We start from the raw sequence: 17,367 nt of genomic DNA on the forward strand, positions 1-17,367 counted from the left end.
GCGACAGCCCTAAAACAGCTATGGTGAGCGGTAGCCTAGGAGGATCTTTTTTGGGACAATCCCAAAGACATAATAAATAACGAGGCAAAAGCTGTGATTCCTTCGTTCAATGCGTCAATGGTGTTGCCGCCATTCGTCGGAGAAAACCCTACTCGACGGGCAGACATGTCACCTTACAAGGTGTCCATGCACGATGTCGTAGCCAGATTTGCCACAAGTAGACCCAGAGTAAAAATCTTAAGGGGTTTATTAGCCTACCGTAGCGCTTTATTGAGCGCTGGTGTTACCGCAGGATTTCAATGGCTTGATGGTAGCTTCGTTGAGGATGTTGAGCAGATCAGAAAAGTTCCGCCCAAGGATCTAGATGTAGTTACCTTTGGAAAACTACCCGCATCCGATGTGGCTGCCAAAAGAGAGTGGATGCAGAAGCACGTTCATCTACTCGACCGAAACCAAGCAAAGATTGTTTTTTCATGCGATGCGTTTTTTGTTGACCTAGCCAAAAATCCAGAAATGCTGGTCGATGATACCCGCTATTGGTTTGGGCTCTTTTCTCACCAACGTGAGTCGACACTTTGGAAAGGGATGCTCCAAGTTCCATTGAACTCTAATGACCAAGATGCCGTCGATTACCTAGACAAAGCTTGGCCAGAGTTGGAAGGAGGAACTAATGCTTAAAAAGCTCGAAATTGATGCGCTGAAGGCTGACATCGCCTCCATAGACGCCATGCTGACTTCGCGAACTGCTGATGATGACCCCATCGGCCACTTTCAATATTCAGCGCGCCGCGACGAGTTGTTAAGCTCCTTGCAACGGATTGGCAACGCTCCTGAAACTCATGCCGAAGTTGGTCTTTTCTTTGGAGGAGCTCCCGTTCAGGGTGCACGCGGAATTTACGCTGACTTTGCAGGCCAAGTTCTTGATGACTACCAGGCTCTGGTCTCAAAACGTTACTGCAGTCGGGAAATAGGTCAATTGGGAACACGTGGGCCGGTACCACAATCAGGAAATTCGCAATTGATGATCACTGGCACGCTTCGAGGCTCTTTCGGATTTGTGCTTGAGGAAGCCGGAAGCAATAACGAGATACTTGAAACCCCTTTGATGGAAGTGGTCGAGGAGATATCAGAGATCCTCTCCCGAGTGGGTGCAGAAGATGAAACGATATTCGATGAGGCTGCATCAATTCTTGATGAACGAACCTTAGTTACGTTAAAACAGTTTTTTCAAAAACTAGATGATGGTGGCGCGACTTTGCGTGTCGTCCAAGGGGCTCACGACTTTTTGCTTGATCGACAGTCTATTTCATTAGCCCGCGCGCGGATTCAGGCTCTTGAAATTGAAGATCAGACTACAACGTATACGGGCACGCTTTTTTTGCTACCCGATTCACGTCGTTTTGATTTTTATATTCCTAACGATGATGGCTTACGCGTAATTATGAAGGGCACAGTCAGTCAAGCCGTTATTCGGCAACTGGAGGGGCAACCCGAAATCGGTCAGGCTCCCATTGACGCTCGCTCGATCCCGCAAGGGCCTTGGAGAGTTGAGATTCGGACTCGCGAAATTCGGGAGCGTAACCGGGCACCGCGTAAGGTTCACACGCTGATCCGGCTTGTAAATAGAGCCGACGTGACCTAGGCAGTGTACCCACGCTTCCTAGGTGAGTTGCCGGGGACCAGATATCGACCAGACAACAAAAAAGCCAACCGGAACCGGTTGGCTTTCTCTTTTGCAGATCAACGATCCGCCTAAATTCGATGTGGAGCGGGCGATGGGAATCGAACCCACGGCTCTAGCTTGGGAAGCTAGGGTATTACCATTATACGACGCCCGCTCGGGCTGATTTGGCGGCTCCGGAGGCGGAACCGAGGTGGCATTCTACGCCGCCGCCTGCCGCAGGGGCAACCGGCGGGGTACGAAACTCAGTCGGCCAGGCGGCGGTAGCGGCCGCCCTGGAAGACGAGAGGGGGCTGGGCCGGGTCCTGGGCGAAGCGCTCGACCTGGCCGATGAAGATGAGGTGGTCGCCGCCGGCATGGCGGGCGACGTTGGCGCATTCGAAGCTGGCGCAGGTGCCGGCCAGCACCGGGGCGCCGCCCAGGCCGGGCTGCCAGGCCACGCCGTCGAACTTGTCTTCGAGGCGGGAGGCGAAGCGGTTGGAGACTTCTTCCTGGTTCGCTGCCAGCACGTTCACGGCAAAGTGGGAGGCGCTCTCGAAAATGCCCAGGCTGGGGGAGTTGGCGGAGAGGCTCCACAGCACCAGGGGCGGCTCCAGGGAGACGGAATTGAAGGAGCTGACGGTGAGGCCCACCGGGGTGCCGTCGGCGGCCATGGCGGTGACCACGGTGACGCCGGTGGCGAAGCCGCCCAGGGCGTTGCGGAAGGCGCGGCAGTCGAAGGGGGCCGGGGTGGCGGCGGCGTCGCTGTCGCAGGTGTTGCAGGGCAGGTCGAGGGCGGAGTTTTGGCTGGAAGTCATGAAGTCGTCGGAGGCGGGCTGCGTGCTAACATGCGCGGACTTTTTGCCGTCCGGGGTGGCGCCGCTGTGGCGGTCTGCCCCTGCAATGCCCTTATTTTCAAGGAAGTGATGCTATGAGAATCGGAACGCCCCTCTCCCCTTCGGCCACCAAGGTGATGCTGCTGGGGGCGGGAGAACTGGGCAAGGAGGTGATTATCGCCTTGCAGCGCCTGGGTGTCGAGGTCATCGCCGTGGACCGCTACGCCGATGCGCCGGGCATGCAGGTGGCCCACCGTTCCCACGTCATTTCCATGACCGACGGGGCCGCCCTGCGCCGCCTCATCGAGCTGGAGAAGCCCCATCTGGTGGTGCCGGAGATCGAGGCCATCGCCACCGACACCCTGGTGGAGATCGAGGCCGAGGGCCTGGCCCAGGTCATTCCCACGGCCCGGGCCGCCAAGCTGACCATGAACCGGGAAGGCATCCGCCGCCTGGCCGCCGAGGAACTGGGCCTGCCCACCTCGCCCTACCGCTTCGCCGATTCCCTGGCCGAGCTGCAGGCCGCCATCGACGGCACGGGGGAGGAGAAGGGCATCGGCTACCCCTGCGTGGTCAAGCCGGTGATGTCTTCCTCCGGCAAGGGCCAGTCCTTGCTGAAGACCCCCGCCGACGTGGAGAGGGCCTGGAACCACGCCCAGGCCGGCGGCCGGGTGCAGCAGTCCCGGGTCATCGTCGAGGGCTTCGTCAAGTTCGACTACGAGATCACCCAGCTCACCGTGCGCGCCGTGGGCAGCTCGGGCCAGGTGGAAACCTTCTTCTGCGAACCCATCGGCCACATCCAGGTGGACGGCGACTATGTGGAATCCTGGCAGCCCCAGCCCATGAGCGAGGCGGCCCGGGAGAAGTCCCGGGAGATCGCCGAAAAGGTCACCAGCAACCTGGGCGGCCGCGGCATCTTCGGCGTCGAGCTGTTCATCAAGGGCGACCAGGTGTGGTTCTCCGAAGTCAGCCCGCGCCCCCACGACACGGGCCTGGTGACCCTGACCAGCCAGCGCCTCTCCGAATTCGAACTGCACGCCCGGGCCATCCTGGGCCTGCCGGTGGATGCCAGCCTGCGCACGCCCGGCGCCTCCGCCGTCATCTACGGCGGCCTGGAGGAACAGGGCGTGGCCTACGAAGGCGTGGCCGAGGCCCTGCAGGTGCCCACCGCCGACCTGCGCCTGTTCGGCAAGCCCGAGAGCTTCAAGAAGCGCCGCATGGGCGTGGCCCTGGCCACCGGCGGCAGCATCGAACAGGCCCGGCAGCGGGCCAGCCTGGCCGCCAGCCGGGTGACGCCGGTTTCCGGCAAGCCCGCCACCAAGAAATAAGCGGGCCGCAACCCAATGGATACGGGCCAGTGGCTACTCCCTTCCCTGGGGGCCGCACTGGCCCTTCTTCTTGGCCGTGCCGGCCTGCACTGGGCCATCCGGCGCGGCCTGCAGGCACCCATGGTCCCGGAACAAGGCAGTCCGGGCGACCTGGGCCTGCCCTTTCGTGAGTGCGCCATCGCCGGGCCCCGGGGCAAGCGCCTCTTCGCCTGGATGATTCCCGCCGCCACTGCCGCCGCCCCCACGGTGGCGGTACTGCACGGCTGGGGCGGCAACGCGGAAATGATGCTGCCCCTGGCGGCGCCCCTGCACCGGGCCGGCTACGCCGTGCTGCTGCTCGACGCCCGCAGCCACGGCCGCAGCGAGGCCGACACTTTCGCCTCCCTGCCCCGCTTCGCCGAAGACCTGGAAGCGGCCCTGGACTGGCTGCCCGGCCAGCCGGAGGTGGATGGCCGGCGCCTGGCGGTGCTCGGCCATTCCGTCGGTGCCGGCGCCGCCCTGCTGGTGGCCTCCCGCCGCGACGGCCTGGCCGCCGCCGTCAGCGTCGCCGCCTTCGCCCACCCGGCGGCCATGATGCGGCGCTGGCTGTGGGCCCTGCACATCCCCTATCTGCCCCTGGGCTGGTACATCCTGCGTTATGTGGAGCGGACCATCGGCCACCGCTTCGATGCCATCGCCCCCATACGCAGCATCGCCCGGGCCCGCTGCCCGGTGCTGCTGGTCCATGGCGACGCCGACGACACCGTGCCCCTGGCCGAAGCCCGGGCCATCCTCGCCGCCCGGGGCGACACCGCGGCCGAGCTGCTGGTGGTGCCCGGCAGCCACGACAGCTACGGCGAGGTGGAGGAGCAGATGCCCCGGTTGCTGGAATTCCTGGCCGCCCATCTCCATCCGGGCGAAGCGGGGCCGGCGACTCCCGGCGCCAGTTAGTCCGTCAGCGTCCGGAAGATGCGCCGGTAGGCCTGGCGCATGGCTGCCAGGGCCTGGGGCCGGGGCTCCCGGCCGCTGTAGCTGACGATGTCGAAATAGCCCGTCAGCACATGCAAGTCCTCGGCCAGATCCGGGTAGCGGCGGTGCAGCTGGCGCCCGTATTCCCGGGGACCCTGGGCGGCGGCCCGGGGCTCACCGTAGTAGGCGAAGAGCCGTTCGGCGGCATGGAAGTACTGACGGATGCCGCGCCCCCCTGCCCCGTGGCGCCCGCCCAGGCCCAGGCGCAGATAATCGAGGCGGGTGCGCAGCCAGGCCAGCGGCCCCGTCTCCCGCGCCAGCAGCCAATAGGCCAGCACCAGGGCCAACAACAGCAGCGCCAGCAGGGTCTGGACCACTTCCTGCAGGTGCTCCTGCATCCATTGCTTGAAGCGCTCCCACCAGTCTTCCACCGCCTCGCAGGCCGGAGCCGTGGCCTGCGTCAGCTGCTCCAGCCAATCCGCCAGATGGTTGATGGCGCTGGCCTGCCACTCCGGCATGCCGGGCCGGCGGGCGGCCAGGCGCATTTCTCCGGGACCGGGCCAGGCGGAACGGAGCGGACCTGCCTCCCCGGCGCCGCCCCCGCCACTGCCGCCGGCTGCCCCATGGCCACCGCTGCCGCCCCCGGCGCCGCCGCCGGCCGGACTCTCGCCCAACTGCACCCCGCCGGGCAGGCCGTGCTTCCAGGAGAGATCGGCCCAGGAGACCTGGGGCGTGATGGCATAGAACAGGCCCGCCAGCCCCAGGATCACCAGGGAGGCTGTCACCGCCGCCAGCCCCTGGCCGGCAACGCGGCCGTCGCCCAGGGCCAGGGCCTGGACCTGGCGGGAGCGGCGATCCACCTGCTCCGCCACCAGGCTCAGCACCACCGCCAGCACATAGGGCAGCAGATAGAAGAGCATGGTCCAGTCGGCCCGGTAGTGGGCGGCGGCGAACAGCACCAGCACCGCCGACACCAGCAGGCCCATGTAGAAATGGCGGCGGCTGACGCTGATGCAGTTCTGCGCCGCCTGCATGCCGCACAGCAGGTAGAGTCCGCCCCGGGGCATGCCCCAGACGGGCAGGAGAATGAGGAAGAAGAGCACGCCGGCCATGACCAGCACCGCCTTCTGCCAACCCCGGCCCAGCTCGCTGGCCACGCCCTGCTGGCGCCAGCCGAGGAACAGGGTCAGGCCGAACAGCAGGGCCCACAGCGTCACCTCGAAGCCGAAGTGGCCGTACTGGATGTCGAGGAAGCAGTTGCACATGACCCCCAGGGTCAGGCAGGCGTACAGCCCCAGGTAGGCGGGACCGTAGGTGAGGGGCATGGTGGCGGCGGCAGAACGGGTCATGGATTGAACAGGGCCAGCAGATCATCGCCCCGGCGCACCGGCAGCACCCGGGCGCCCAGTTCCATGAGGCCGCCGGTCAGGCCGTCGCTGCCCCAGGCGGTGGCGCCGGTGAAGCTTTCGGGGACGAAGCGCAGGGACAGCAGATGGGCGCCCCGCTGCCGCAGCTGGGCCAGGGCCCCCAACGTCGCCTGGCCGCCCCCGGGCACGGCCGGCTCGTTGTGGAAGCTGATCACGGTCTCCCCCGGCGTCAGGGCTGCGGCGGCCTGCTCCAGCATCTGGGCGTAGGGCGTGTCGCCGTCCGCCGCCACCACGGCCAGGGCATCCAGCATTTCCTGGAAGTGCAGTTCGCCGCAGCCGGCGCCGATCTCCAGGGGCTGCCGGCCGGCGCCCAGGAGCCGTACCGGCAGGCCGTTGCCGGTGGCGTAGCGGGCCAGGGAGGCGGCGATGCGCACCGCCACCTCGAAGCTGGAATCCCGGCCCCGGCCCAGTTCCGCGCCGGCCTGGCAATCCAGCACCAGGCACAGGCTGGCGGAGGCCAGGGGCTCGAACTCCCGCACCATCAGTTCGGCGTTGCGGGCGCTGCTGGGCCAGTGGATGTGGCGCGGGTTGTCGCCCCGGCGGTATTCCCGCAGGCCGCAGAACTCGCTGCTGCCGGCCCCCTCCGGCAACTGCAGGGCGCCCCGGTGGATCAGGGTGGGCGTGCCGCGCAGGGGTAGGGCGACGATGGGAAAGATCCGGGGATAGATGACCAGGGAGGTGAGCCCGGCGTTGCGCCCCTGGCGGGCCTCGGCCAGCCCCAGGGGAAAGCTGGAGGCCAGGCCCACCGGACCGAGCTGGTAGAGGCCCCGCTTTTCCGCCTGCAGGGTGACGCTGAACTGGCGCGTGCCGCCCCCCGGCACCCAGGCCACCTGGCCCAGCACCACCTCGGCCAGGGGCGCGCCGGCCGCGGCGCCGACGAAGGGCAGGCGGTCCACCAGTTCCACCATGAAGCGGGGCAGCAGGCCCCGGTTGTGCACCGTCACCGTCAGTTGCAGCGGCTCGCCCTCGGCGGCCCGCACCGGGCCGCTGCGCTCCGCCGCCAGACGGCGCACCAGCCAGTGGGGCCAGACCACGCCGGCCGCCAGGGTGGCGAGGAACAGGGCGGCCACCGCCCACAGCAGGGCCTGCACCCGGTTGAGGGCGGCCGTGTAGGCCACCAGGGTGAGACCGGCCAAGATCAGGGCGCGCCGGTGCCGCCCCAGCCAGCCGGCCAGGGGCCGGCCGTCGAACGCCAGGGGCAGGGGCGTCTCCGGCGCCCGGGAGTCGCTCATACGGGGGCCGGCACCTGGTTCAGGATGTCCGCCAGCACCGCTTCCGCATGGCGTCCCTGGGCGGCGGCCTGGGGCCGCAGGATGAGGCGGTGGGCCAGCACCGGCTGGGCCACCGTCTTCACCAGCTCCGGGCTGACGTAGTCGCGACCCTGCAACAGGGCCAGACCCTGGGCCGCCCGGCACAGGGCCAGGGTACCCCGGGGACTGGCGCCCAGGCGCAGGTCCGGATGGACCCGGGTGGCCGCCACCAGGCGGGCCACGTAGTCGGCCAGGGAATCTTCCACATGCACCTCGCTCACCGCCTGGCGCGCCACCAGCAGTTCCGCCTCGCCGAGCACGGCCTGCAGCCGCTCGATGGGATGGCCGTGGGCCTGGGCGCGCAGGATGCGGGCTTCCTCCGCCGCACTGGGATAGCCGGTGGACAGGCGCATGAAGAAACGGTCCAGCTGGGCCTCGGGCAGCACGTAGGTGCCGGCCATCTCGATGGGGTTCTGGGTGGCCAGGACCATGAAAACCGGCGGCAGGGGGTAGGTGTGGCCGTCCACGCTGACGTGGAATTCCTCCATGCACTCCAGCAGGGCCGATTGGGCCCGGGGCGTGGCCCGGTTGATTTCGTCGGCCAGGAGGATGTTGGTGAACACCGGGCCGGGGCGGAACTCGAATTCCGTGGTCTTCTGGTTGAACACCGGCACCCCGGTGACATCGGAGGGCAGCAGGTCCGGCGTGCATTGCAGGCGCTTGCAGTCGAGGGCCACGGACTTGGCCAGGGCCCGGGCCAGCATGGTCTTGCCGGTGCCCGGCACGTCCTCCAGCAGCAGGTGGCCGCGACAGAGCAGGGCGACCACGGCCAGTTCGATCACCGGGCGCTTGCCGATGATCACTTGTTCCACGTTGTCGATGAGGGTCTGGATGGTCTGCATGGAGGCGGCAGCGTTCATGTCGTTGGAATGGGCCGCAGTGTAGCCCGCCGGCATGGCCCCGGGCAATCCGGCGGCGGGCGGTAGAATGGCGCCCTTGAACGCTTTCCCATCAGTCCCGAGCAGCCCGTGCCCAAGACCGCCCCCGATCCCGTCGCCGAATTCGCCCCCCGCCTGATCGCCTGGCAGAAGCGCCACGGCCGCCACGACCTGCCCTGGCAGCAGACCCGGGACGCCTATCCCATCTGGCTCTCGGAAATCATGCTGCAGCAGACCCAGGTGACCACGGTGATGCCCTACTACGCCCGCTTCCTGGCCGAGTTCCCGACCCTGGCGGACCTGGCGGCGGCACCCGTGGAGCGGGTACTGGAACTGTGGGCCGGCCTGGGCTACTACGCCCGGGCGCGCAACCTGCACGCCTGCGCCGTGCGGGTGATGGCGGAACACGGCGGCCGCTTCCCCCGGGAGCCGGAGCGCATCGCCGAACTGCCGGGCATCGGCCGCTCCACGGCGGCGGCCATCGCCGCCTTCGCCTACGGGGTACGGGGCGCCATCCTGGACGGCAACGTCAAGCGGGTGCTGTGCCGCTGTTTCGGCGTCAGCGGCTTTCCCGGCGCGCCCAAGGTGGAGAAGGGCCTGTGGCAACTGGCCGAGTCCCTGCTGCCCCACGGCCCGGGCGAGATCGAGATCTACACCCAGGGCATCATGGACCTGGGGGCCAGCCTGTGCAGCCGGGGCAAGCCCACCTGCGCCATCTGCCCCATGCAGGAAATCTGCGTCGCCCGCCGCGAGGGACGCCAGGAGGAACTGCCGGAGGCCCGGCCGGGCAAGGTCATCCCGGAGCGCCGGGTGACGGCAGTGATCTTCAGCGACGGCCCGCGCCTGCTGCTGCAGCGCCGCCCCCCCAGCGGCATCTGGGGCGGCCTGCTGGCCCTGCCCGAGCTGGCACCGGGGGAAAGCGCCGCCAGCCTGGCCCTCGGCCTGGGCCTGCAACTGCAGGCGGAGCAGGCCCTGCCGCCGATCCGCCACACCTTCACCCACTTCCGCCTGGAACTGACGCCCCTGCTGTGCCAGGTGGCACCGGTAGCCACGGCTGGGGAGCCGGGCTGGGAATGGCTGCCCTGGCAGGACATGGCCACGGCGGCCCTGCCGACGCCCCTGCGCAAGCTGCTGCAAGCACCGCTGTTCTAGTCTGGGCGCCGCTTCCCGGCCAGCTCCCGGCCAGCTTTCGTCAGTTCAATCTATTAACTAGTGCATAACGGCGGGGCCTGGGGGCGTGTTAAAAAGCGCCCGGCTTCGCGGTGCAGGGAGGTGTTCATCCGCGAGGCTTTCCAATAACAAACAAGAAGCATCGCCGAGCCTTTCATGAAAAATTTCCCGTTATCCAGGCAGATCCTGGTGGCAGCCGCCATTGCCGTGGCCGTGATGGTTGCCGTATTGAGCAGCGTCGTCACCTACCTGGCCCGCGAGGCCGCCATCAAGCAGACCGAGCAGTCCCTGCAGGAGCAGACTGCCCTCATCGTCACCACCCTGGAATTCGCCCAGGAGACCCTGAAACTGCGGGCCCTGGACAACCTGCGGGTGTTCGAGCGCTCCCTGGACGGACACATCCGGGCCAGCGGCCGCAGCATAGCCACCGGCAAGGAGCAGCTGCCCGAACTGCTGCTGGGCAATACGCCCATCAACGGCAACACCCCCCTGCTGGAGGCCTACCGCAAGGCCAACCCGGGCCGGGAGCCGTCCTTCGTCATCCGCAGCGGCGAGCGCTACTATCGGGGCGCCACCCTGCTCAAGAACGCGGCCGGCGAATCCCGCAACGGCGAGGCCCTCTCCGACAAGGAGGAATACGTGGCCTATCTCAACCGGGGCGAGCCCTACGCCGGCACCATCCAGCGCAACGGCAAGATGTACGCCCTGGCCGCCATGCCGATCAAGGACGACAGCGGCAAGGTCCTGGGGGGCATCACCCTGCGCCTGGACGCGGAGGACAACATTGCCCTGCTGAAGAAGAAGCTCTTGGGCCTGACGGTGGGTAAGAGCGGCTACCCCTACATCATTTCCCAGCCCTACGGCGACCAGACGGAGAGCGTCTACATCATCCACCCCACCCTGGAAGGCAAGAAGACCGGCGAGGCCGGCCCCATGGCCAAGCACGTCACCGACCTGCTCAACGCCAAGCGCAACGGGGTGGTGGAATACAAGTGGAAGGACAAGGAGGGCCGGGAGCGGGACAAGATCGTGGTGGTCAAGGAACTGCCCGAGCTGCACTGGATCGCCGCCATCGGCTCCTGGACCGACGAATTCACCGAAGACACCCTGGCCCTGCGCAACCAGGTGCTGGCCCTGGCCCTGGTACTCGGCATCGCCCTCATGCTGGCCATCGCCCTCCTCGCCCAGCAGCGCCTGAAGCCGGTGACAGTCGTGGTGGAGGCCGCCAACCGCCTGGGCGACGGCGACCTGTCGGTGGAGCTCCGGGGCGCCGAGGCCAGCCGCAACGAGGTGGATGTGCTGTCCCGTGCCCTGGGCCAGGCGATCACCGCCATCCGTGGCCTGATCGCCAATCTGCAGAGCACCAGCCAGACCCTGAACGGCACCGCCGCCGAAATCTCCGACGCCTCGGGCGAACTCAACGGCGCCACCGCCAGCCAGAGCGAAGCGGCCGCCTCCATGTCGGCTTCCGCCGAGGAGCTTTCCGCCAGCATCCACCTGGTGGCCGAGAGCGCCCAGGCGGCCCTGGCCCTCACCGAAGAGGCACGCCAGGTGGCCGATTCCAGCCTGGGCACGGTCAGCCAGGCGATCAGCGCCATGGGCCAGACCGCCGATGCCGTGCGGCATTCGGCAGAGCAGGTGGGCGAGTTGGGGCGCCGTTCCCAGGAAATCGAGCACGCCCTCTCCGCCATCAAGGGCATCGCCGAACAGACCAACCTGCTGGCCCTCAACGCCGCCATCGAGGCGGCCCGGGCCGGCGAAGCGGGGCGCGGCTTCGCCGTGGTGGCCGACGAGGTGCGCAAGCTGGCGGAGCAGTCCGGCCATACCGCCCAGGAAATCTCCAGCATCCTCTCCCAGGTGGGCGTGGGCGTGAACACGGTGCAGGACACCATCGCCCAGGCCGTGACCCGGGCTGCCGACTCGGTCCAGGCCTCCCGCCAGCTGGAGGAGGCCCTGACCCGGGTTTCCCAGCGCTCGGCCCAGGTCAGCAACGCCATCCAGGACATTGCCGGCGCCACCCGGGAACAGTCCGGTGCAGCCCAAAGCATCGCCCGGGAAATCGAGCAGGTGGCCAGCATGGCCGAAGAGACCGGCTACGCCGCCCAGGCCAATCTGGAACGGGCCGCCAAGCTGGTGGCGGCCGCCGACAATCTGCAACGGGACACCCAGCGCTTCAGCCTCTGAGGCATGTCTGGGCTCCCGACCAAGCCCGGCTCCGGCCGGGCTTTTTTGTATTGACCCCGGGAACGGCGGCCAACCGGCGGCGCCTGCAACGGCCCCGCCCGGCAAGGCCTGCATTGATGCGGGATTCCGGCCATTCTTGACAAATCCCAATAGAATCAATATAGTGCGCACATCGCCGCTTCGCGGCGTTATTTTTTTCAGTCGGTCCCTTACCCGCCTCCCCTCTGCTGAGGCGACTGCCCTTCCCTCCAACCGGGCCGACTGCGGAGGCGCTTCTGCCGCCTCCCGATTTCTTGAACCCCACTGTCACCGTATTCGCGTCCCGAGGTTGTCGACGCGGTGGCCACAGGAAAGGAGAGAGAGCGCATGTCTTCCACCTTCTCGCTCAAGTACATGTCCCGGCGCGTCAGTTGCGCCTTCAACCTGCTGCAAGTCTGTCTGGTGGTGGCCGTCCTGGCCCTGCTGGTGACGGCCAGCCCCTTGTTCGCCGAAAACGCACTGAACGGCGCCGAAAACACGGCCGAAGCCGAAACCGAGGCCGGCGTCGCCGCCGCCGAGGTGATCCAGGCCCCGGCCCTGGCCGCCATCGCTCCCGCCCCCGCTGCCGACGAGCCCCTCAGCCCCCGCATGCGGGCGGCCCTGGGCTATGTGGCCCAGCGTTACCGGGTTTCCGCCGATGCCCTGCGTCCCATTTTCCACGCCGTGCAGAGCACCAGCCAGGAACTGAGCCTGGACCCCCTGCTGATCGTCGCCGTCATCGGCGTCGAATCCCGTTTCAATCCCTTCTCCCAGAGTGTCATGGGCGCCCAGGGCCTGATGCAGGTGATCCCCCGTTTCCACAAGGACAAGCTGCCGGCCAACGCCGGCAAGGCGCCCCTGCTGGACCCGGTAACCAATGTGCGGGTCGGTTCCCTGGCCCTGGAAGAGGCCATCCGCCGCAACGGCGGCCTCATGGAAGGCCTGCAGCAGTTTGCCGGCGCCACCCGGGACGAAGACCAGACCTACGCCACCAAGGTCCTCTCCGAAAAGCAGCGCCTCGAGGATGCGGCCAACCGCCGCCTCGGCCGCGGCTGAGGCCACGCCGTCCCCACCCCACCGGGCCTGACCTTGCGTCAGGCCTTTTGCATTGGGGCGTGCCTTTCTTCAGGCTCAGGTCGCCGCCGGCCCCTTTTTATCCACCAGGCCGATGCTGAGCCGGGCCAGGCCGATGCCCAGGGCCAGGGTGACGAAGCCGGCGCTCCAGCCGCCGACCCCGTGCCGGCCGAAGGCGTCCAGGGCCATGCCGAAGGCCACCGGGCCGACGAAGCCGCCGGCGAAACCGATGCAGGCGTAGAGGGCCAGGGCCTTGCCGCGCCGGTCCGGCGGCGTTTCGGTGAGCAGGCCGGCGGTCATGGCGGCCGAATCCAGGTTCATGGTGGCGGCGTAGGCCAGCAGCAGCACCATGGCCCACCAGCCGTGGCCGCCCACATTGCCCATCAGCGCCACCAGCAGGGCCATGGCGGCGGACAGGTTCATCACCCGGCGCAGCCAGACGGTGCGGCCCCAGCGATGGGCGCCCTCGTTGCCCAGGATGCTGGCCGGCACGGCGAGGAAGGTGGCCAGGGCGGCGACGATGCCCGGGGCCGCCGTCAGGGCCGAGGGCGTCTGCAGGTGGGACCAGGTGAGGTAGGCCACCAGCCAGGAGCGGAAGCCGAACAGCTCCCAGTTGTGGCCGCAGTAGGCGCCGCAGAAGGCCAGGATGCGCCGGTCCCGCAGCACGCTGCGCCAGCCGCCGTCGCCGCTGCCGGCGGCAGTGACAGGCAGCTTGGGCGGCAGGGCGAAGGCGATCAGGGCCACGGCGGCGGCCACCGCCGCTGCCGCCAGGGCGAACAGCAGGGGCCAGGGCAGCAGGCGGCCCAGGCCTTCCAGCAGCAGGTAGGAAAGGCCGGCGCCGGTGCCGAAGGAAGCGGTGTAGAAGGCCGTGCCCCGGGACTGGAAAGCCACCGGCAGGCGGTCGGTAAGGGCCCGCAGGCCCGGCATGTAAGTGCCGGCCAGGCCGAAGCCAGCCACCAGCCAGCACAGCAGGCCGGGCACGAAGCTCCGGGCGAAAAGGGCGAAGGCGGCCAGGGCCAGGGCGGAAAGGCTGGCCGCCAGGAGGTAGATGCGGCGGGCGTCGTAGCGGTCGGTGAGGCTCACCAGCAGGGGCACGGCGGTGATGTAGCCGAGGAAGAAGACGCCGCCGAGCCAGCCGCCCTCGGTGGCGGAGAGCCCCCATTCGGCGGTGAAGGTGGGCAGCAGGGTCGGCACCAGGGCGAAACCCAGCATGGTGAGTATCTCGGCACCGCAGCAGAGCAGCACCAGACGCCAGGGGAAAGCGGCAGGAACGGTCACGGCGACGACGGGGGCGGCCTAGGACACCAGGCCCTTGGGCGCCAGGTACTTGTAGAGGATTTCCAGGCGGGACACCGGGTCTTCCAGTTCCAGCAGCTTCTGCTGGGCCAGGGGCTGCACCGGCATGACCTCGGACAGGCGGTAGCCGACCCAGCTGGCGTCGTCGAAGGCGTGGGGCGGCGGCAGGCGCTCCGGCCCCAGGTCGGCGGCGATCTGTTCCAGCAGGGGCACCAGGGGCGCCAGCCCTTCCGGTACCGGAGTGAAGGGCGCCTCCTCCAGCACTTCCACCCGGGCCCGCAGCAGGCCGTCGGCCTGGGTTTCACGCTCCAGGATGCGGAAGCGGTGGTCGCCGGCCACGGTGAGATGCAGGATGCCCAGCTGGGGCATGTCCCACTGGCGGATGAAGGCCAGGGTGCCGACCCCGTGGGGCGCCGCCGGGGCGCCCACTTCCTTGCCCTCGGCGATGAGGCAGACGCCGAAGGGCCGCTTGTTCTTCATGCAGTCGCTGGCCATGTCCAGGTAGCGCTGCTCGAACACCTTGAGGGGCAGCACGCCGCCGGGAAACAGCACCGTGTGCAGGGGAAAGAGGGGGATTTCCAGCACCTCGGGCGCCGCCTGGCCGGCAGGTTCCTTGCCCAGCAGTCGTTCCAGCCAGCCCATCAGCCCTCCTCCCCGGCTTCGCCCCAGCGGGCCATGAGCCGGTGCGGCACCGCCAGCTGGTCGAGGATGCGGGCGACGACGAAATCCACGATCTCCTGCACGCTCTGGGGGTGATGGTAGAAGCCCGGATTGGGCGGCAGGATCACCGCCCCGGCCCGGGACAGGCGCAGCATGTTCTCCAGGTGGATGGCGGAAAAGGGCGTCTCCCGGGGCACCAGCACCAGGGGCCGGCGCTCCTTCAGCACCACGTCGGCGGCCCGCTCGATGAGGTTGTCCGAGAGGCCCTGGGCGATGGCCGCCAGGGTGCCCATGGAACAGGGGCAGACCACCATGGCGTCCGGCGGATTGGAGCCGGAGGCCACCGGGGCGAACCATTCCTCCCGCCCGTACACCTCCAGGCGTCCCGGCAGGTCGGCATGGCGCTGGCGGAAATAGGCCGCCACCTCCTGGGGCCGGGAGGGCAGCTCCAGGTCCATCTCCTGTTTGGCGACGATCTGGGCGGCCTGGGAGTAGAGCAGCTGGACGCGGCAGCCGGCGGCAAGCAGGCATTCCAGCAGGCGCACCCCGTAGGGCAGGCCGGAGGCGCCGGTGAAGGCGAGGCAGACGGTCTTAGACATGGGCGGGCTCCGCGGCGGCCGCTTCGGCCGCCAGGGGGGTGGAGAGGAAACGGGCGGCGACGAGGCCGTTCACCGTGCCGAAGAAAAGGGCGGCGCAGGCGAACAGGGGCGCCAGGAGAAAGACCCCGTCATGGGGGATGAGCCAGGCCCGGGCCAGGAGGATCTGCCCGGCCATGTGGGCGAAGGCGGCAATCACCGACAGGCTGACCGGGCCGAACCAGCGCCCCGGCAGGTGCCGCGCCGCCCCCAGGGCCAGCAGGCTGAACAGGGCGCCGGTGGCGGAAAGGAAGAAGCCGGGAGCCAGGAACTGGCCCAGCAGCAGGCTGCCGGCCAGCACCCGCAGGCCCGTCACCCAGGCAGCAGCCCGCCAGCCGCAGCGGGCCAGGACGATGAGGGTGACGATGTTGGCCAGCCCCGGCTTGACCCCGGGCAGGGGCGTGGGAATGGCGGCGTCGATGAGGGAGAGGCCGATGGCCGCCGCCGCCAGGCGGGCGATGCGGTGGTCCTCGGCGCTGAGGGGAATGCGCAGCACCCGGCGGCAGTCCGCGTCAGTAGCTGAGGGAGTCATAGGCGGAGGTGCGGCCGGCGATCTGCAGGCTGACGTGGTTGGGGGCGCAGATGGCGATCTCGCCGGGACGGGCCAGCCAGCCCTGGCGCACGCAGTACTGGCGCGGCCCGGGGTCGGCGGCGACGCGGGCCCGGCCGGGCTCCACGGCAATGACGGTGCGACCCAGGGGGCCGGGCACTTCCAGGGTGCGGCGCTGTTTCAAATCCACTTCGGCAAAGACCTGGCCGCCACTGCGCACCACCGCCTTTTCCGCCGCCCCGCCCTGCCAGGCCAGGGGAAAGAGGCCGGCGCAGAGCACGGCCCCCAGGCCCAGGGTCAGCCAGTCGCCGGGACGCAGCAGGTGGCGCCACTCCTGCCAGCGCTGGCCCAGGGAGGGAGCGGCTGTCGCCGCCGGCTCACTTGGCGGCATCGGACAACTGCCGGTGACGCAGCAACACCCGCAGGCCATCGTTGCCGCCCTCGTCTTCGCCGTCGCGGAACTGGCGGGCCAGCCACTCGGCCAGGTACACGGAGCGGTGCTGGCCACCGGTGCAGCCCACGGCCACCGTCAGATAGCTGCGGCTGTCGCGCACATAGCTGGGCAGCCACTGGGAAACGAAATGGAAAATGTCCGCCGCCATGCGGCCCACGTCCTCCTGGGCTTCCAGGTAGTCGATCACCGGCTGGTCGCGGCCGGTGAGGGGGCGCAGGTCCGGGTCGTAATGGGGATTGGGCAGGCAGCGCACGTCGAAGACCAGGTCCGCGTCCAGGGGAATGCCGTGCTTGAAGCCGAAGGACTGGAACAGCAGGGTCAGGCCGTGGCTGGCGTCGGCGGCGATGAACTGGCGCACCCAGTCGCGCAGGGTGGCGGCCTTGAGGTCGCTGGTGTCGATGTGGTGGCCGAGCAGGGCGATCTCTTCCAGCAGCTCCCGCTCCTCCCGGATGGCCTCCACCAGGGTGCGGGACTCGGTGGCCAGGGGATGGCGGCGGCGGGTCTCGGAGAAGCGCTTGAGCAGGGTCTCGTCCTTGGCGTCGAGGAAGAGGAAGCGCAGCTCCACCTTGGCCTTGAGGCTATCCAGGAGCCGCGGCAGCTCCCGGATGCCGGCGCCGCCGCGCACGTCCATGGCCACCCCGACCTTGCTGTAGCCCTGGGCGGAAAGGGAGTCGATGAGCTGGGGCAGCAGCTCCGAGGGCAGGTTGTCCACGCAGTAGTAGCCGCCGTCTTCGAGGACGTTGAGGGCGATGGACTTGCCGGAGCCGGAGAGGCCGGAGATGAGGACCAGATGCATGGGGGCGGAGAGCAATCGGAAGGCGGAGGTGTAAAGGGCGGGCCGGTGTGGGCCCGGTCCCCGGAGCATAGCGGCGGGGGCTTTCGCGATCAAGCCGGGGCGGCATACACTGTCGGGCCCCGGTTCGATCACCGACCGTCACG

17 protein-coding genes and 1 tRNA gene are annotated in these 17,367 nt (G+C 68.3%); 7 read left to right on the forward strand and 11 right to left on the reverse strand.

Annotated elements, in window-relative coordinates:
* Window positions 1–93 precede the first annotated feature (93 nt).
* On the forward strand, window positions 94–678 hold the full coding sequence (locus EV678_RS10605; protein WP_130459509.1) for a DUF6932 family protein: 585 nt from the start codon (window positions 94–96) through the stop codon (window positions 676–678).
* A complete protein-coding gene (locus tag EV678_RS10610; protein ID WP_130459510.1) occupies window positions 671–1,642 on the forward strand; it encodes a hypothetical protein in 972 nt (323 codons plus the stop codon). The genes EV678_RS10605 and EV678_RS10610 overlap by 8 nt, the downstream gene beginning before the upstream one ends.
* A gap of 122 nt (window positions 1,643–1,764) precedes the next feature.
* Here EV678_RS10610 and EV678_RS10615 read toward each other — a convergent pair.
* Window positions 1,765–1,838, reverse strand: a tRNA-Gly gene (locus EV678_RS10615).
* A gap of 88 nt (window positions 1,839–1,926) precedes the next feature.
* On the reverse strand, window positions 1,927–2,478 hold the full coding sequence (locus EV678_RS10620; protein WP_130459511.1) for a flavin reductase family protein: 552 nt from the start codon (window positions 2,476–2,478) through the stop codon (window positions 1,927–1,929).
* A 113-nt stretch (window positions 2,479–2,591) separates the two neighbouring features.
* Here EV678_RS10620 and purT point away from each other — a divergent pair, with 113 nt between their 5' ends.
* Together purT and EV678_RS10630 are read left to right on the forward strand one after the other, a co-directional pair.
* Window positions 2,592–3,824: a formate-dependent phosphoribosylglycinamide formyltransferase gene (gene purT / locus EV678_RS10625; RefSeq protein ID WP_130459512.1), complete on the forward strand. Its 1,233-nt coding sequence runs from the start codon at window positions 2,592–2,594 to the stop codon at window positions 3,822–3,824.
* Between the two features lie 120 nt (window positions 3,825–3,944).
* Window positions 3,945–4,754, forward strand: a complete 810-nt coding sequence (locus tag EV678_RS10630) for an alpha/beta hydrolase (RefSeq protein WP_328590244.1) — start codon at window positions 3,945–3,947, stop codon at window positions 4,752–4,754.
* Here EV678_RS10630 and EV678_RS10635 read toward each other — a convergent pair.
* The 3 genes from EV678_RS10635 to EV678_RS10645 are packed head-to-tail and all read right to left on the reverse strand — an operon-like array spanning window position 4,751 to window position 8,405.
* Window positions 4,751–6,121, reverse strand: coding sequence for a DUF4129 domain-containing protein (locus tag EV678_RS10635; RefSeq protein ID WP_130459514.1), 1,371 nt, complete (start codon window positions 6,119–6,121; stop codon window positions 4,751–4,753). The two genes, EV678_RS10630 and EV678_RS10635, sit on opposite strands and share 4 nt — an antisense overlap.
* A complete protein-coding gene (locus EV678_RS10640) occupies window positions 6,118–7,431 on the reverse strand; it encodes a DUF58 domain-containing protein (protein WP_130459515.1) in 1,314 nt (437 codons plus the stop codon). The genes EV678_RS10635 and EV678_RS10640 overlap by 4 nt, the downstream gene beginning before the upstream one ends.
* The gene (locus EV678_RS10645) at window positions 7,428–8,405 is read right to left on the reverse strand and encodes an AAA family ATPase (RefSeq protein WP_235832451.1); all 978 of its coding nucleotides are present in this window, start codon (window positions 8,403–8,405) and stop codon (window positions 7,428–7,430) included. The genes EV678_RS10640 and EV678_RS10645 overlap by 4 nt, the downstream gene beginning before the upstream one ends.
* Window positions 8,406–8,477: 72 nt before the next feature.
* On the opposite strand from EV678_RS10645, the gene mutY reads away from it, so the two are divergent.
* From mutY to EV678_RS10660, 3 genes are all read left to right on the forward strand, one after another.
* Window positions 8,478–9,539, forward strand: a complete 1,062-nt coding sequence (gene mutY / locus EV678_RS10650; protein ID WP_130459516.1) for an A/G-specific adenine glycosylase — start codon at window positions 8,478–8,480, stop codon at window positions 9,537–9,539.
* Between the two features lie 174 nt (window positions 9,540–9,713).
* Window positions 9,714–11,741: a methyl-accepting chemotaxis protein gene (locus tag EV678_RS10655; protein ID WP_130459517.1), complete on the forward strand. Its 2,028-nt coding sequence runs from the start codon at window positions 9,714–9,716 to the stop codon at window positions 11,739–11,741.
* A 366-nt stretch (window positions 11,742–12,107) separates the two neighbouring features.
* On the forward strand, window positions 12,108–12,815 hold the full coding sequence (locus EV678_RS10660) for a transglycosylase SLT domain-containing protein (RefSeq protein ID WP_130459518.1): 708 nt from the start codon (window positions 12,108–12,110) through the stop codon (window positions 12,813–12,815).
* A 75-nt stretch (window positions 12,816–12,890) separates the two neighbouring features.
* Here the strand turns inward: EV678_RS10660 and EV678_RS10665 are convergent, their stop codons facing one another.
* The 6 genes from EV678_RS10665 to rapZ are packed head-to-tail and all read right to left on the reverse strand — an operon-like array spanning window position 12,891 to window position 17,224.
* Window positions 12,891–14,111, reverse strand: a complete 1,221-nt coding sequence (locus EV678_RS10665) for an MFS transporter (protein WP_130459519.1) — start codon at window positions 14,109–14,111, stop codon at window positions 12,891–12,893.
* Window positions 14,112–14,129: 18 nt separating this feature from the next.
* The gene (locus EV678_RS10670; protein WP_130459520.1) at window positions 14,130–14,771 is read right to left on the reverse strand and encodes an LON peptidase substrate-binding domain-containing protein; all 642 of its coding nucleotides are present in this window, start codon (window positions 14,769–14,771) and stop codon (window positions 14,130–14,132) included.
* The gene (locus EV678_RS10675; protein WP_130459521.1) at window positions 14,771–15,388 is read right to left on the reverse strand and encodes a flavin prenyltransferase UbiX; all 618 of its coding nucleotides are present in this window, start codon (window positions 15,386–15,388) and stop codon (window positions 14,771–14,773) included. The genes EV678_RS10670 and EV678_RS10675 overlap by 1 nt, the downstream gene beginning before the upstream one ends.
* Window positions 15,381–15,956, reverse strand: a complete 576-nt coding sequence (locus tag EV678_RS10680; protein WP_130459522.1) for a Gx transporter family protein — start codon at window positions 15,954–15,956, stop codon at window positions 15,381–15,383. Before EV678_RS10680 ends, EV678_RS10675 begins: the two co-directional genes overlap by 8 nt.
* Window positions 15,937–16,365 (reverse strand): NusG domain II-containing protein, encoded by a 429-nt coding sequence (locus EV678_RS10685; protein WP_130459523.1) that lies wholly within the window; start codon window positions 16,363–16,365, stop codon window positions 15,937–15,939. The genes EV678_RS10680 and EV678_RS10685 overlap by 20 nt, the downstream gene beginning before the upstream one ends.
* Window positions 16,352–17,224 (reverse strand): RNase adapter RapZ, encoded by an 873-nt coding sequence (gene rapZ, locus EV678_RS10690; RefSeq protein WP_014236096.1) that lies wholly within the window; start codon window positions 17,222–17,224, stop codon window positions 16,352–16,354. The genes EV678_RS10685 and rapZ overlap by 14 nt, the downstream gene beginning before the upstream one ends.
* Between the last annotated feature and the right edge of the window lie 143 nt (window positions 17,225–17,367).

This window comes from Azospira oryzae, assembly GCF_004217225.1.
Lineage (GTDB): Bacteria > Pseudomonadota > Gammaproteobacteria > Burkholderiales > Rhodocyclaceae > Azospira > Azospira oryzae.